The sequence below is a fragment of the Brumimicrobium oceani genome (assembly GCF_003143775.1).
Classification (GTDB): Bacteria; Bacteroidota; Bacteroidia; order Flavobacteriales_D; family Crocinitomicaceae; genus Brumimicrobium; species Brumimicrobium oceani.
On sequence record NZ_QFRJ01000010.1, the window covers coordinates 80,727 to 93,995 of the forward strand.

Consider the following 13,269-nt stretch of genomic DNA (forward strand, 5'->3'; position numbering starts at 1 on the left):
GTCAGTGGTTTTGGTAGGGGCGGTTTTGTAAGGGCGGTTTGCAAACCGCCCCTACAAAACCACCCCTACCATGCCGCCCAAACTCTATTTTCCACTTTTCTCTCCATAAAACGCATCCAATGCATTGTACAATCCTGGGTGTTCTACCCTTAATCGTTCTGGATTTTCAAAAAAGAACTCGCTCACAACGGCAAGGAATTCAGCACGATTGGCCGCCCCATAATCTCTAATTGTAGAAGTTCCAAAATCAATTTCATTCATTTTAATGTTGATGATGTGGAGCCAAGGCATTAAGTCAACGTCGTTCATGGAGTTTCCTAAAACCCCATCAATTTTTCCATCTTGTTTATCAAGAATATGGATGAATTCATGTATCACAACATTTTTATTATCTGAATTATCATGAAAGCCTTCAAGCACAGATTTTCGAGACAACATAACTATTCCTTCCATGGCTCCCCAACCTACCAATCCATGCGCCATTCTTGTTGAATCTGGTATCTGAAATTTATCTGGATACAGCTGAACTTCTTTAAGATTGGCATAGTTCCACCTCGAAAAACGAAAAACAGGAATTACGGCTCCCGCTGCAATCAGTATTTTATCTTCATGCGATACTTCAGTATTTATTCCTCGGATGTTAACATTCAAAAGAAAAACGTGTACTTTTCTTTCAAACTCCGTTTTCTCCTCTCTTGAAAGTCGGTTATAAAAGCTAACACGGTCCTGAAGAATGCTTCTCCATAAGCTTGGAAATGGTTTTTTCGATGAGTTCTTGTTTAATGGCTTTATTGAGTTGTGGAAACCTTGTTTGGCTTCCTTCAATTTTCTGTATCCAAGCAGTGCTCCTAGTACAACTCCCGCTATTAGGTAAATAGTGATATTATTCATGCATTTAAAGTTAACATTACACCAGAGAATATGAGTTGATAAATCTATAAAACTTCAGTTCAATAATTCTGAAAAAGAAATAAAATAGCGAGTGAAAAACATAAAGCAAACACCAATTACGCTCATTTTAACTATTTTCGTCAGGACTTAAGTTGTAATTTTCAAAACTAATCCATTGCTTAAATCACTTATATTCTGAAAACACTAATATTAATCTCGGTAGAATGATGTCTTACTTGTTAGTTTTCTTTTTTGCATTCTTAGTTGTGTTCATTCGGATATTTGATAACATTACAAATGACAGGGCGTGGGACCATAATTTAGTAAAGAATGAACATGAGACGAAGGAAATACCTCCGCATGATCCTTTATTAGAAGCATACATAAGTCTTGGAGCACTTATGGTTCGCAGAGATAGGTCTTCTTATAGAGAGAAAATACTTTATTTAAACAATTATTTTTCTAAGCACTTTCCCCATTCTCATTATGATTTTGGACGTTCGTTCACAGAAAGTTTAAAAAATCCTATTCGTTTGCGCGTAATTTCGAAATGGTTGCGAAGAAAATTACCAAGGCGAGAACAACGCTTGCAAATCATGTATTTTTTGGCTGAGTTATCAAATGTTGACGGTGCTATGAACAAACACGAAATAGCATTATTAAAAGAAATAAACCAACTTTTAAAACTCTCAGAAGAGGATTTTGATAGCATTATAGCGATGTATACGCAGCAACAAAAAAGAACAAAATCATCAGAAAATTCCAATTCTAGAATCGCTGCGATAGCACTTGCATTCCGTGTGATGGGACTTTCTGAAAATGCTTCGCAAGCCGAGGTTAAAAAAGCTTATCGTCGTCTAGTAAAACTGCATCATCCAGATGTTTTTGCCACCCAAGGAATAGAACATCAGGAAATTGCTCAGAAAAGATTTATTGAAATTCAAAAAGCATACGAAATTTTAGAAACGACGTGGAAATAGTGTTTTGATTCTTCTCTTTCTTACCTCTACAACTTGATGCTTTAATTTTTATCTTTACCCTCTATGAAAATAGACAAATTCGTTATCGCCATTATCATCAGCATTATTGTGGCGTATTTCTTGCCTCAACTGGGTGCGTCTAATAGTCCAATTCCTTTAGACACCATTGCAAGTCTAGGAATATCACTCATCTTCTTTTTTTATGGACTAAAACTCTCCACAGAAGCCATTAAAAGTGGTCTAAAAAACTGGAAACTCCATGTTGTGGTGCAAGCCAGTACTTTCATTCTATTTCCGCTGATAGTCGTAGCTTTCTATCCTTTGGTGAAAGACACAAATCAGGAAACTTTATGGCTTTCCTTGCTGTTTTTGGCTGCTTTGCCCTCCACAGTTTCTTCATCCGTTGTGATGGTTTCTTTGGCCAAAGGAAATATTCCAGCAGCTATTTTTAATGCCAGTATTTCGGGAATTATAGGAATTGTTATTACTCCATTATGGATGACTTCTTTCATTCAACAAACAGATATTGCTTATGATTTCTCTGCTATTTATTTGCAATTGGGAACAGAAATCTTGCTGCCACTTATTTTTGGATTATTGTTGCGTAAATACCTTGGAACATTCGCCCAAAAGCACAAACGTACTCTGAATTTATTCGATAAAAGTGTAATTCTGCTCATCATTTACAAAAGCTTCGTTCATTCCTTCGAAGAAAGGGTTTTCAGCAGTCTAAGCATCTTTGATTTATTGGTAATGCTATTTTTGGTAATCGCACTTTTCTTCCTTGTATTTTTCATAACTGGTTGGATAGGAAAACGTTTACATTTCAGCCGAGAAGACAGCATTACCGCTCAGTTTTGTGGAACGAAAAAATCTTTGGTACATGGAACAGTTTTTTCTGAAGCGCTGTTTGGTCAAACTAGTATTATGGGGCTAATGCTATTACCATTAATGCTTTTTCATGCTATTCAGATTTTGATTATCAGTGTATTGGCTACAAAAATGGGGGAAATTGAAACCTTGAGAGAAATCGAGGAAGTGCATAAATAATCTTATATTTATCATCTTTTCATCAATCATTTTAAAATATGAGAACTCTTTTTTTGTTTGGGTTATTAATAACAATCACTTCTTTTCAAATTCAAGCGCAAAAGTGGATTACTTTAGATGAGGAATTATATTCAATTGAATATCCTGAAAGTTGGGAGCTCAACACTTCTGGAATAATGGGAACTGAGTTTATTTGTTTTAGTCCACTAACTTCAGAAATTGATAATTTTCGTGAGAATGTCAACTTCATGATACAAGATATATCTGGGTTTAAATTAAACTTAGATCAATATGTTGAAATTTCAGAGTCTCAAGTAAAAACAATCATAACCAATGGCAAAATAATAAAAAGTGAAAGAATTAAAGTTGGAGAAAATGAGTTTCATAAAATTATTTATTTAGGTCAGCAGGGAGTTTTTGATTTACAGTTCGAACAATACTTTTATGTCCTTGAAGACAATGCCTACGTTTTAACATTCACTTTTGAAGTGGACCAATTTGAAGCCTATCGCAAAACAGGAGAAAGAATAATGAATAGTTTTTTATTGAAATCAACATTATAGCGTCCTCCTCACCAATCCCAAAGTTTTTTGCCCTTGATCGCTGTAATAAATCGTCTTGTTTTTACTTTCTAAATCTGGAACGAACTCATTATCTAAATGAATTTTCGCTTTCGTTAAAACTTCCTCAACTGTGATGAGTTTCATACACACATTGTCGCCATTACATGGTGAAATATTGAAATCATGAACGCAAGGACTACAGAAAACTTTCTTGTAAATGACCGTCGTGTATTCGTTTCCACCATATTGATCCGGCGAACAAGGTCCGAATAAACAAACAGTTGGTGTTTTACAAGCGAAGGCAATGTGCATTGGTCCTGTGTCATTTGTGATGACCAAAGTTGCTTTATGAATTAAAGAAATTAGTCCATCAATTGATGTTTTTCCGGCCATGTTTTTCACATTGGGATGAGAAATTCCTTCCAGCGTTTTTTCACTATAAGGTCTTTCATCTTTACTTCCTACAACAAGAATTTCCATCGCGGGATAAAGTTCAACCAAATTCAAAATGAGTTGATTAAATTTCTTAGCTCCCCAACGTCTTTCCAATCTTAAATCAGAAGCATTGGGATTGATAATGATGTAATCCTTTGTTGGAATTTCAAGAAATTCTGGTGTGTTTTCGTGCAATGGAAACAATTCGTTTTTTGTGTGATTTACGCCAAAAAGACGCGAAATTTGCAAATAAACCTCCGAAATTGGAACATTATTATTGAAAAACATCATGTGGGTGTAAATTCCCATGTTGAAAGAACTTGACCTTAAATAGAAACCAATTCTGTTTTTTGAAAAGGTGAAAAGGGTGAATAATGTACTGAAATTGGAATAAATCTCTAAATCAATATAAACATCCGGACGTTTTCTCATCAATTTGAATAGCGAAGAAAACATCGTAGAAAGGAGTTTCAAAATGTTTTTATCATCTAAACAAATGATGGAATCAACATGCGTTATTTTCTCTAAAACGGTCTTGTTGGCTTTGGTAGAAACAAAGGTAATTTCAGCATTAGGAAATTGAGTTCGCAACGCTTCAAGCATAGGAGTTGCTTGAATTATACTTCCCATTCCTTTGAATTTACAAACTACAATGTGCTTAAAATCTTTATCTAAACTATGGTCTATCCTTGTGATTTGCCCAACAATTCGCACCAAAAAATTCATCAAAAACGCAATTGGTTTAATGAGGTAATTATCTATTGCTAATTGATGTTTAGTCTTCAAATCGTGCGTCTTTAAACAAAGTAATCTTTTCTAACTCCTTTAAATTATCATCTTCCAATAAAAAAGAAACTGCATTTCCATTGTGCCAATGATAACTATTTGAAATGCGAATCATGTATTTATTTCCTAATTTTTTATTGATTTCAAACTTAAACATGTCCAGCTTATTTCCCAAAGAATCCTGTAAAATTAAGCTTTTTGTACTTGTTTCGAAATCTTCTGAAAATTCAAACAATAGATAAGCATTTGAAGTCTTTTTAGATGATTTTCTAATTGAAATTGGTTGATTTAATCCGGATTTCCATTCACTTATTTTCTCTAAATCCTCAAATTCATTACGTTGATAAAACTCATGAATAAAATGTGCTGTTTTCTTATAATTATATTCTACCGGAACATTAGAAACAGTGTCTTTTAATGAGTTATAATCCTTTTTAATTTTAAAATCCTTTGCCATCCAAATGCGCTTATTGCTAATAATAGCGTAAGGTTCATAATTTTTATAAATGTATTCTGCCACTAAATAATAGCGCATACTATTCGGAATTCCGTCTGTTTCATCAAACCAAGATTTCGGGTAAGAAGAAAAAACCACCATTGGAACATCTTGTGGATTTACCGATTTTAAGAGCTGTAATTGCGAAAAATCATCTATGCTATTCTGTAAGTTCTGACAAAAATAGCCTGGTACTTTTTTCCCAGAATAATAATACAACATTGGCGTATTCGAAAAGTCTAAAAACGTTTCTTCCTCTGTTAAATTATCATCCACAAAGTTTTTGAAATCTTTGAGTTGCGCATGATAAAACCCGTGATTTGCTTTTGTTCTTCGCAGTTCTGTTTTCGCAGCAATATCAACATTTAACGAAATAAAAGCATTCTTCTTGATTGCTTTATCAAATGTTCCATACGCTGGTTGATAAGGGAAAAACCTAAAAATGAGAAACAAAGAAAAACACGCGACATAAAAGAAAGTTAGTCGGTTTTTTACTACATGGTTTCTGAATAAAAACACCATTAACATGGCTAAAGCAACATAAAATGTGGTGATTATTGCACCATCATTATTTTCTGCATATCCATGTCTTACTATTCCTCTTTGCGCGTTGGCAAGCGAAATCAAGAAGAAAAATAGGGAAGCATGTAAAATCAAAAGATCTGCTTTTTTGATGTTCAATAAGCTTTCTTTTTTCCATAAACGAAAACCAATATAAAGAACAGAAAGCACTGAAATTAAAGGCAAAAAGAAATATGAAATAAAAAACTGATGCGGATAATTATGGGCTATTTCTGTATAACCATGCGCTTGATTTCCACTCACATAATGCAATGCTGTCTTGAAATTTTCCAGAATAGTTTCGCCTCCTCGCAATAAAATAGCTGATAGAAGTAATGCTAAAACAATAGAAACGGTAAACAAAAATCCTTTCAATAAATGTTTCCAATTGACCTTAATTGATTGTGTGATTGCCAAGAAAATAAAATAGAAAAAAGTAGAAACTAAGGCTGCATATCCTGTGTCAATTTTCCAGACGATTAACAAAATAACAGACCCAAATAAATAAAAGTAAAGTTTTGATTTCGATTCTTTTACAATGTTTTGAACAATAAAAAATGGAAGTAAACAGAAAATTAAATCATTGGAAAACACTTCTGTTAAAAACGGAAAAACAAGCACAAATAATAATGAAAAGGCAGGCTTTTTAAACAGTTTATTCAATACGACATAAACTACTAAAAGAAACAAAAGTCGATTGAAAAAGAAGTAAATTTGAAAATCTAAACTGTTGTCATAACCAAAAATAAGTGAGTAAATAATTCCATACCACTGTTCAGAAAACATGTGCGAACTCATGAAATCTACAAAAGGAATTTCGCCAAATTTAAAGACATTCATTAATGCATTTGCCGGATTTCCCAACTCAAACATTTCTGTGTTATGAATGGCGATTGGGAAATAATAAATCAACAAACAATAAGCGATAATTACCGAAGGAGCGAGCACTTTTCTAAAGATAGAAGAAGCATTTTTGAGTGTTTTCTTTTTGAAATAAATGATGCCATAAAAGACAATAGAAAAAACTAAAAATAGCAACAAATAAAGCTTTCTGTATCCCAAAATATCATATCCTTTTTGATATTGAAACATCACCATTTCAATACTTAAAAATGATAAAACAGAAAGAAAAATGATAGGAACAAGAAGGTAATTTATTTGCCGGATACTGAACTTCGTAAAATACTTAAGGAGGGGAAAAAGAGCTGTTAAAAAGAAAACGGATAAAATATAAATCATTAAAAACAGATCTGTTCCCGTGAGATAAAGCACCGCAAAATAACCTAGAAATCCATACGCTAAAATTGAATTACTGAGCACTTCCGCACGGAACAATTTCAAGGACTTTATTTTACTGTTCGCTAATCCATAAATTACGATTTTATAGATTAAAACAAAGAAAATCAAATGAATAAGGACTTCTGTTTTCACCCCAATGACTTGCAATATGAGAATTGAAATTCCAGCACTACTCAATAAAAATAGAACAGATTTTTGAAATTTCCGAATGCCAATTTGCTCAAAAACAAAATGAAAAACAGTCAAATTAATCAACAGTAAAGCAATCAATCTGAAAATTAAACCATAAAATAAATCAATGCGAGATTGAATAGAAACCCCATCAGCAGTCGCCTGGCTTATAATGAGTTTATTCATTTCAACCAATTCAAAATCAGCATTCTGATAAATGACTTGTAAAATCAAAAGACTCACAAAAAGGGCTGTAAAAAACGTAAAGCTTTTAACTTGTAATAGGTATGAAAAAGCGTTTCTCATTGAATCATTTTGATAATAGCTACGGATAATTCTTTTCAAAATTAAGTTTTCGTGCGATAAACTAGGTGGTTTTAGTCTGAAAGATTTAACAATGAATCAATAATAAGCGAAGAATAGAAGAAATATTTCGTAAATTAGAGTAACCACTTGTTTCTGTTTTTAAAATCGGAACATCTAAATCATTTAAAATGCTAACACAACAAGAAGCTGAATACCTAATAAAATTGAATAAAGTCTTAGTCACCCCAAATCAAATTGTGGATCTAAAAAAAGAAAAAATAAGCTTAGATTTATATCGAATGAAGACCTTAATTATAGATTTAGAGTTGATATAAGTTCTAATAAAAAAATAATTTTAAAGACTTCAATACACCATATGGAATGCAATTCTTTTATAGGATTGCTAAGAATAGATTTTAAAGGAGGTCACAAAAATCCCACAATGATAAGCGATAAATTACCCAAGTTTCTGGTCCCTTTTGCGGGAAAATGGATAAAACCAACTGAACCACATATGCACATATATGTTGAGGGATACAAAGCTTTGGTTTGGGCTATTCCATTGATTGAAAGTGATTTTCCTATAAAAGATTTGAAACACCCTTCAGACCTAAGTGATTTAATTCTTAACTTTGGTAAAAAAATAAACTTAATTTCTAAAATTAATATTCAAAGCGCCATAATTTGAACTGGGTAAATACATACGTAAATGATTATTACAATTGGTTAAAGGAAAAAACTTATATCCAAAAAGATATAAATACTGACTGGTTTGTAATAAACACGCCGTTTTTAGGAGCATTTAATGACAGTATTGAAATTTATGCACGAAAAACTAATAATCAATTGATTTTGAGTGATAATGGCGAAACTATGACTAATCTTGAGTTACAAGGTTTATTTATTCAAGGATCAAAGAAACGAAAGGATTTATTGGACACTATTTTATTAAATTATGGTGTTAAAATACAACATGATGAATTAATTTTAGAAAGTAGTCTAGAGAAATTTTCTCAGTCTAAACACAACCTTTTATCTGCTATAATTGAGATTAATGATTTATATGTACTTTCTAAACAAAATGTTAGCACTGTTTTTAAAGAAGATGTAAGACTTTTTTTAGACAAAAAAAATATTATTTATACTCCTGACTTTATTTCAAAAGGACACACAGGATTAGAGTTCAATTTTGATTTCCAAATTGCAAAAATTAAAAGTGAAACCGTCTTAAAATCTTTTAACACAATCAACAAATCAAATTTGTCTTCCTTTTTATTTGCTTGGGATGATATTAAACCTGTGAGAGAGAAAATAACTAAGAAAGAAGTTAAAGCCATTGCAATCATAAATGATTTAGACAAAGAAATTAAAAGTGAATATATTGATGCCCTAAAATCTAAAAATGCTGATATTATTCTCTGGTCAGAGAGAAAATCTAAAAATAGTTTAGAATTAGTTGCCTGAAACAATATCTATACTTCCTTTTATCTTATAAAAGCTTTTACATTTATTAATTACCTTTATGCCTTGATAACGAAACCATCGTTTTAAGAAGATAAAATATGAGTACATTATACGTTGTTCCTACACCCATCGGAAATTTAGAAGACATTACCTTACGTGCGCTTCGTGTGCTGAAAGAAGCTGATTTTATTTTGGCAGAAGACACCCGAACTACAGGACAATTGCTAAAACATTATGAAATTTCAAATCAGTTAATTTCGCATCATATTCACAACGAACACAAGTCTGTTGAACGAATAGTAGATCAAATAAAAGCGTCTAAATCTGCAGCAATTGTCTCTGATGCCGGTACACCTTCAATTTCTGATCCTGGATTTTTACTGGTTAGAGCCTGTATAGAGAACGATATTAATGTAGTGTGTTTACCCGGAGCTTCGGCCATAATTCCTGCAATTGTTGGTTGTGGTTTTCCTTGCGATAGTTTCATTTTTGAGGGTTTTCTTCCACATAAAAAAGGACGACAAACCAAATGGAAAGCGATTGCCGAGGAATCTAGATCTGTAATTTTATATGAATCACCTCATCGTTTGGTAAAAGCTTTGAAGGAAATGATAGAATTTTTAGCTCCAGATAGACAAGTTTGTGTTGCACGAGAAATTTCTAAAATGTATGAAACTTTTCACCGTGGAACAGCGCAAGAATTGCTTACTTATTTTGAAGAAACTCCGCCTAAAGGAGAGATTGTAATCGTAATTAGTGCAAAAACCAAAGCAAATAAAAATGACTAATCTATCTATTCAACTTACTAAATTTGGAACTCCAGAAGAAGCTTTTTCTTTTACTGAACTAGCTATTCCAGAGCCTTTAGCAGATGAAGTTCAAATTGCTGTTGAACGTTTTGGAATTAACTATGCCGACGTAATGGCAAGAGAAGGAAATTATAAAGAAGCTCCTCCTCTACCTTGTGTTTTAGGCTACGAAGTGGTAGGTGAAATCACTAAAGTTGGGAAAAGCGCACCTAAAGAATTACTTGGAAAAAGAGTAGTCGCTTTTACTCGTTTTGGAGGCTATAGTCAGTGCGTGAATACCAAACATTTTGCCGTTGCCGAAATTGGAGATTACGACGGAAATAAAGCTTTGTGTTTGGCCACACAATACGTTACAGCTTACTACATGGCTTTTGTTGCCACTACTGTTCAAGATGGAGATAATGTTTTAATTCATGCCGCTGCAGGTGGCGTAGGTACAGCTTTAATTCAATTATTGCGCGATAAAGAAGTGAAAATTATCGCAAAAATTGGAAATGAAGCTAAAGTCGATTATTTAAAAAAACAAGGTGTAAACTTCATTGTCAATTACAACAAAAGTGATTACGGATTACAGTTAAAGCAAATTCTAAATACAGAGCCTATTCATATTTCTTTTAATCCTTTTGGAGGTTCCACATTCAAAAAAGATTGGAAACTCTTAGGAACTACGGGAACTCTAGTTCTTTTTGGAGGAAGTGAGATGTCGGGTAAAAAATGGGGGATTTTCTCAAAGTTGAATTTCGTGCGAAAAATGGGAATTATAATTCCAATTGGATTAATGATGCAATCCAAAAGTATAATCGGAATAAACATGCTTAAAGTAGCCGATACAAAACCTTTTGTTCTTCAACATTGCTTAAAAGAAGTGGTTCGCATGGCAATGGAAGGAAAGCTTCAGCCTCAGGTTAGCGCTGTTTATAATGCGAAAGAAATAAACAAAGCACACGAATTCTTGTCTTCTGGAAAATCTACAGGAAAAGTAGTTTTAGAATGGTAATTTGAACCTATGAAACCCAGAATCGTCATATTTGCACCATATCCCAGAGGAACTGCTCCTTCTCAACGTTTTCGTTTTGAGCAGTATTTGCCTTTGTTAGAAAAAGAAGGATATGAAATTGTTTACAATAGCTTTTTGGACGATAAAACTTGGAAATTACTTTATATGGAAGGGAATTTCGTAAAGAAAGGACTGGGAATGCTTGGTAGTTTTTTTAAACGTGGACGATCAATTCTTAACTTAAAAAAATCAGATATTCTTTTTGTTCACCGAGAAATGTCGCATGTTGGACCGCCTATTTTTGAATGGTTTGTGGCTAAAGTTTTACGCAAAAAATACATTTACGATTTCGATGATGCCATTTGGTTGCCTAATTACAGTGAAGTCAATGCCAAAGCACATCGCCTAAAAGCCTATTGGAAAGTCAAATATTGCATGAGATGGGCACATCAATTAAGCGTAGGAAATGATTATTTGGCAGATTATGCTAGACCTTTTAATGCGAATATCACTGTTGTTCCAACGACCATAGATTTAAAAAATCACCACAATTTAATTACCAATTACAATCATTCTCCTGTTGTAATTGGTTGGACAGGAACCCAAACCACTTTGCGTTATTTAGAGGATTTGGTGCCTATTTTAGCCGAATTAGAAAAAGAACATAATTTCATTTTCCGTGTGATTTCCAATGAAAAACCGCAGTTCAATCTCAAATCTCTAGATTTTGTTCCATGGAATAAAGAAAGCGAAATAAAAGACTTGGCAACATTCCAAATCGGAGTCATGCCGCTGGTCGAAGATCAATGGTCGAAGGGAAAATGTGGTTTCAAAGCGCTGCAATATATGGCCCTCGGAATTCCAACTATTTTGTCTCCCGTAGGTGTAAACACCAAAATTGTAAAAGCCTCCGTAAACGGTTATCTATGTTCTTCTCCTGAAGAATGGAAAGCCCGTTTGGTTGAATTATTGACAGATCTTGAAAAAAGAAAAGAAATTGGTCAAGCAGGGAGAAAAACTATAGTGGAAGAATATTCTGTGGATAGCAATTTTCGGAAGTATTTGGAGGTTTTGGAGGGGTAGGTTTTATTGGCCCTATGGTTTATTGCTCCAGGTATTCTTAGTTCTAAATATTTAGGAAGTAAATAGAACCCTAAGTACTTTTTCATTTACTACAACTGAAGTTCAACCACCTTTTACTAAAGTAGATATTTTTGTAACGATTGAAGTTATTAGCATCGGTAAAGTTAGTACCAACAGAAGCCATCAGCACAACCTGCGCTAACTGCTGCTTGAGTTTAAATCAATTTTTAATAGGGCGCAAGCTCCCGAGTCATCATAAAAATCTATGGTACCATCCAACTGTTCCGTTAGCCCATCAATAATAGCGATTCCAAATGAATTATCTTCTCTAATTGAATTGATCACCTCTCCGTAACCTACACCATTATCACAGTAAATTAAGCTAAGTATATTTGCTTCTTTTTTAATCTCTATAGATATCTTCATTGCGTCTTGGTCTGCCTTAGCATCGCGTCCGTGTTTCAGCGAGTTGTTAACCAGTTCTGTAATTATTAAACCTATAGGAATTAAAAAATCAATATTTTGTTCATAAACAATTGAATCAATATTGAGCTGTATGTGCTGTCCTAAAATAATTGGATTAATGATTTGCGTAATATAGGTTTTAATTGAAACAATGTTTAAATCATCTGTCTTATAAATAGCCTCATAAGCCATAGCAATAGAATTTATTGCGTCTTCAATTTCGTGTGTTTCAATCTTGCCATTCTTGTCTTTTAGTCTAGATAAACTCAATAATAATTGAAGATTATTTTTAACGCGATGATGTACTTCTTTAAGTAAAATATCACGTTCTTTTAATGCTTTTATTAATTGTTCCTCTATTCTCTTTTCTTCAGTGATGTCAACATGGCAACCTATTACTCGAAGTGGTTCATCATTTTCTCCCCATTCAACTACTTTCCCATTACACCTTACCCAAACAGTACTTCCATTTTTATGGTGATAGCGCAGTGTAACATTAAATGGAAGTTTACCTTTTGATAATATATGTTTTTCTAATTCATTAAACATATCTGGTAAATCCTCTTGATAAGCAATTCTCTTCCAAGCCTCAGGACTATTTTCCATCTCAGACTCCTTGTAACCAAACATTTCCTTAAAACGTGGACTAAGGTATTCCTCGTCCGTAATCATATTCCAGTCCCAAAAACCTGCTAGGGAACTTTCTAAAGCACTTTCACTTAACAACTTAAGATCTTCTATTGAATTATATCTCTCCATTTAATATTTTTAAGACTTAGCAGAAATTAAGTTGGGTATAAAACGAATCAAAACTGTTGAGCTCTTATCAAATAATTTTTAACCTCTCAAATATATCGAATATCAACGCTAAATCAAATGTTTTAAGAAAATTTATATGTAAACATAATAAAAA

General features: G+C 33.1%; 11 protein-coding genes and 1 pseudogene. 8 read left to right on the forward strand and 4 right to left on the reverse strand.

The annotated features are described in order from the left end of the window. Nucleotides 1-84 precede the first annotated feature (84 nt). Entirely contained in the window at nt 85-891 is an 807-nt protein-coding gene (locus DIT68_RS12190; protein WP_109360088.1) for a M90 family metallopeptidase, read from the reverse strand. A gap of 224 nt (nt 892-1,115) precedes the next feature. On the opposite strand from DIT68_RS12190, the gene DIT68_RS12195 reads away from it, so the two are divergent. The 3 genes from DIT68_RS12195 (at nt 1,116) to DIT68_RS12205 (ending at nt 3,484) form a co-directional block, all read left to right on the forward strand. Further along, nucleotides 1,116-1,871 (forward strand): DnaJ domain-containing protein, encoded by a 756-nt coding sequence (locus DIT68_RS12195; protein WP_109360089.1) that lies wholly within the window; start codon nt 1,116-1,118, stop codon nt 1,869-1,871. A 63-nt stretch (nt 1,872-1,934) separates the two neighbouring features. After that, nucleotides 1,935-2,921 carry a bile acid:sodium symporter family protein gene (locus tag DIT68_RS12200; RefSeq protein WP_109360090.1) on the forward strand — a complete coding sequence of 329 codons (987 nt, stop codon included), beginning with the start codon at nt 1,935-1,937 and terminating at the stop codon, nt 2,919-2,921. A gap of 38 nt (nt 2,922-2,959) precedes the next feature. Beyond that, on the forward strand, nt 2,960-3,484 hold the full coding sequence (locus DIT68_RS12205) for a PsbP-related protein (protein WP_109360091.1): 525 nt from the start codon (nt 2,960-2,962) through the stop codon (nt 3,482-3,484). Here the strand turns inward: DIT68_RS12205 and DIT68_RS12210 are convergent. Further along, a complete protein-coding gene (locus DIT68_RS12210) occupies nt 3,479-4,705 on the reverse strand; it encodes a glycosyltransferase family 9 protein (RefSeq protein WP_109360092.1) in 1,227 nt (408 codons plus the stop codon). The genes DIT68_RS12205 and DIT68_RS12210 overlap by 6 nt on opposite strands. Beyond that, the gene (locus tag DIT68_RS12215) at nt 4,695-7,538 is read right to left on the reverse strand and encodes a hypothetical protein (protein ID WP_109360093.1); all 2,844 of its coding nucleotides are present in this window, start codon (nt 7,536-7,538) and stop codon (nt 4,695-4,697) included. Before DIT68_RS12215 ends, DIT68_RS12210 begins: the two co-directional genes overlap by 11 nt. Before the next feature lie 274 nt (nt 7,539-7,812). On the opposite strand from DIT68_RS12215, the pseudogene DIT68_RS16700 reads away from it, so the two are divergent. From DIT68_RS16700 to DIT68_RS12240, 5 genes and pseudogenes are all read left to right on the forward strand, one after another. Then, nucleotides 7,813-8,226: pseudogene (locus DIT68_RS16700) on the forward strand (DUF6978 family protein); the annotation flags it as partial. Next, nucleotides 8,223-9,002, forward strand: coding sequence for a DUF1828 domain-containing protein (locus tag DIT68_RS12225; RefSeq protein WP_109360095.1), 780 nt, complete (start codon nt 8,223-8,225; stop codon nt 9,000-9,002). The pseudogene DIT68_RS16700 and the gene DIT68_RS12225, both read left to right, overlap by 4 nt. 98 nt (nt 9,003-9,100) lie before the next feature. Continuing rightward, nucleotides 9,101-9,790, forward strand: a complete 690-nt coding sequence (rsmI, locus tag DIT68_RS12230) for a 16S rRNA (cytidine(1402)-2'-O)-methyltransferase (protein ID WP_109360096.1) — start codon at nt 9,101-9,103, stop codon at nt 9,788-9,790. Next, nucleotides 9,783-10,808 carry a zinc-binding dehydrogenase gene (locus tag DIT68_RS12235; protein WP_109360097.1) on the forward strand — a complete coding sequence of 342 codons (1,026 nt, stop codon included), beginning with the start codon at nt 9,783-9,785 and terminating at the stop codon, nt 10,806-10,808. Before rsmI ends, DIT68_RS12235 begins: the two co-directional genes overlap by 8 nt. Before the next feature lie 9 nt (nt 10,809-10,817). After that, nucleotides 10,818-11,891: a glycosyltransferase family 4 protein gene (locus DIT68_RS12240; RefSeq protein WP_109360098.1), complete on the forward strand. Its 1,074-nt coding sequence runs from the start codon at nt 10,818-10,820 to the stop codon at nt 11,889-11,891. A gap of 198 nt (nt 11,892-12,089) precedes the next feature. On the opposite strand, the gene DIT68_RS12245 is transcribed toward DIT68_RS12240, so the two are convergent. Next, nucleotides 12,090-13,115 (reverse strand): sensor histidine kinase, encoded by a 1,026-nt coding sequence (locus DIT68_RS12245; protein ID WP_109360099.1) that lies wholly within the window; start codon nt 13,113-13,115, stop codon nt 12,090-12,092. Nucleotides 13,116-13,269 lie beyond the last annotated feature (154 nt).

Bases quoted from the DNA above. Each gene is read 5' to 3' on its own strand.
- DIT68_RS12190 (WP_109360088.1), bottom strand. From the start codon at position 891: ATGAATAATATCACTATTTACCTAATAGCGGGAGTTGTACTAGGAGCA.
- DIT68_RS12195 (WP_109360089.1), top strand. From the start codon at position 1,116: ATGATGTCTTACTTGTTAGTTTTCTTTTTTGCATTCTTAGTTGTGTTC.
- DIT68_RS12200 (WP_109360090.1), top strand. From the start codon at position 1,935: ATGAAAATAGACAAATTCGTTATCGCCATTATCATCAGCATTATTGTG.
- DIT68_RS12205 (WP_109360091.1), top strand. From the start codon at position 2,960: ATGAGAACTCTTTTTTTGTTTGGGTTATTAATAACAATCACTTCTTTT.
- DIT68_RS12215 (WP_109360093.1), bottom strand. From the start codon at position 7,538: ATGAGAAACGCTTTTTCATACCTATTACAAGTTAAAAGCTTTACGTTT.
- rsmI (WP_109360096.1), top strand. From the start codon at position 9,101: ATGAGTACATTATACGTTGTTCCTACACCCATCGGAAATTTAGAAGAC.
- DIT68_RS12235 (WP_109360097.1), top strand. From the start codon at position 9,783: ATGACTAATCTATCTATTCAACTTACTAAATTTGGAACTCCAGAAGAA.
- DIT68_RS12240 (WP_109360098.1), top strand. From the start codon at position 10,818: ATGAAACCCAGAATCGTCATATTTGCACCATATCCCAGAGGAACTGCT.
- DIT68_RS12245 (WP_109360099.1), bottom strand. From the start codon at position 13,115: ATGGAGAGATATAATTCAATAGAAGATCTTAAGTTGTTAAGTGAAAGT.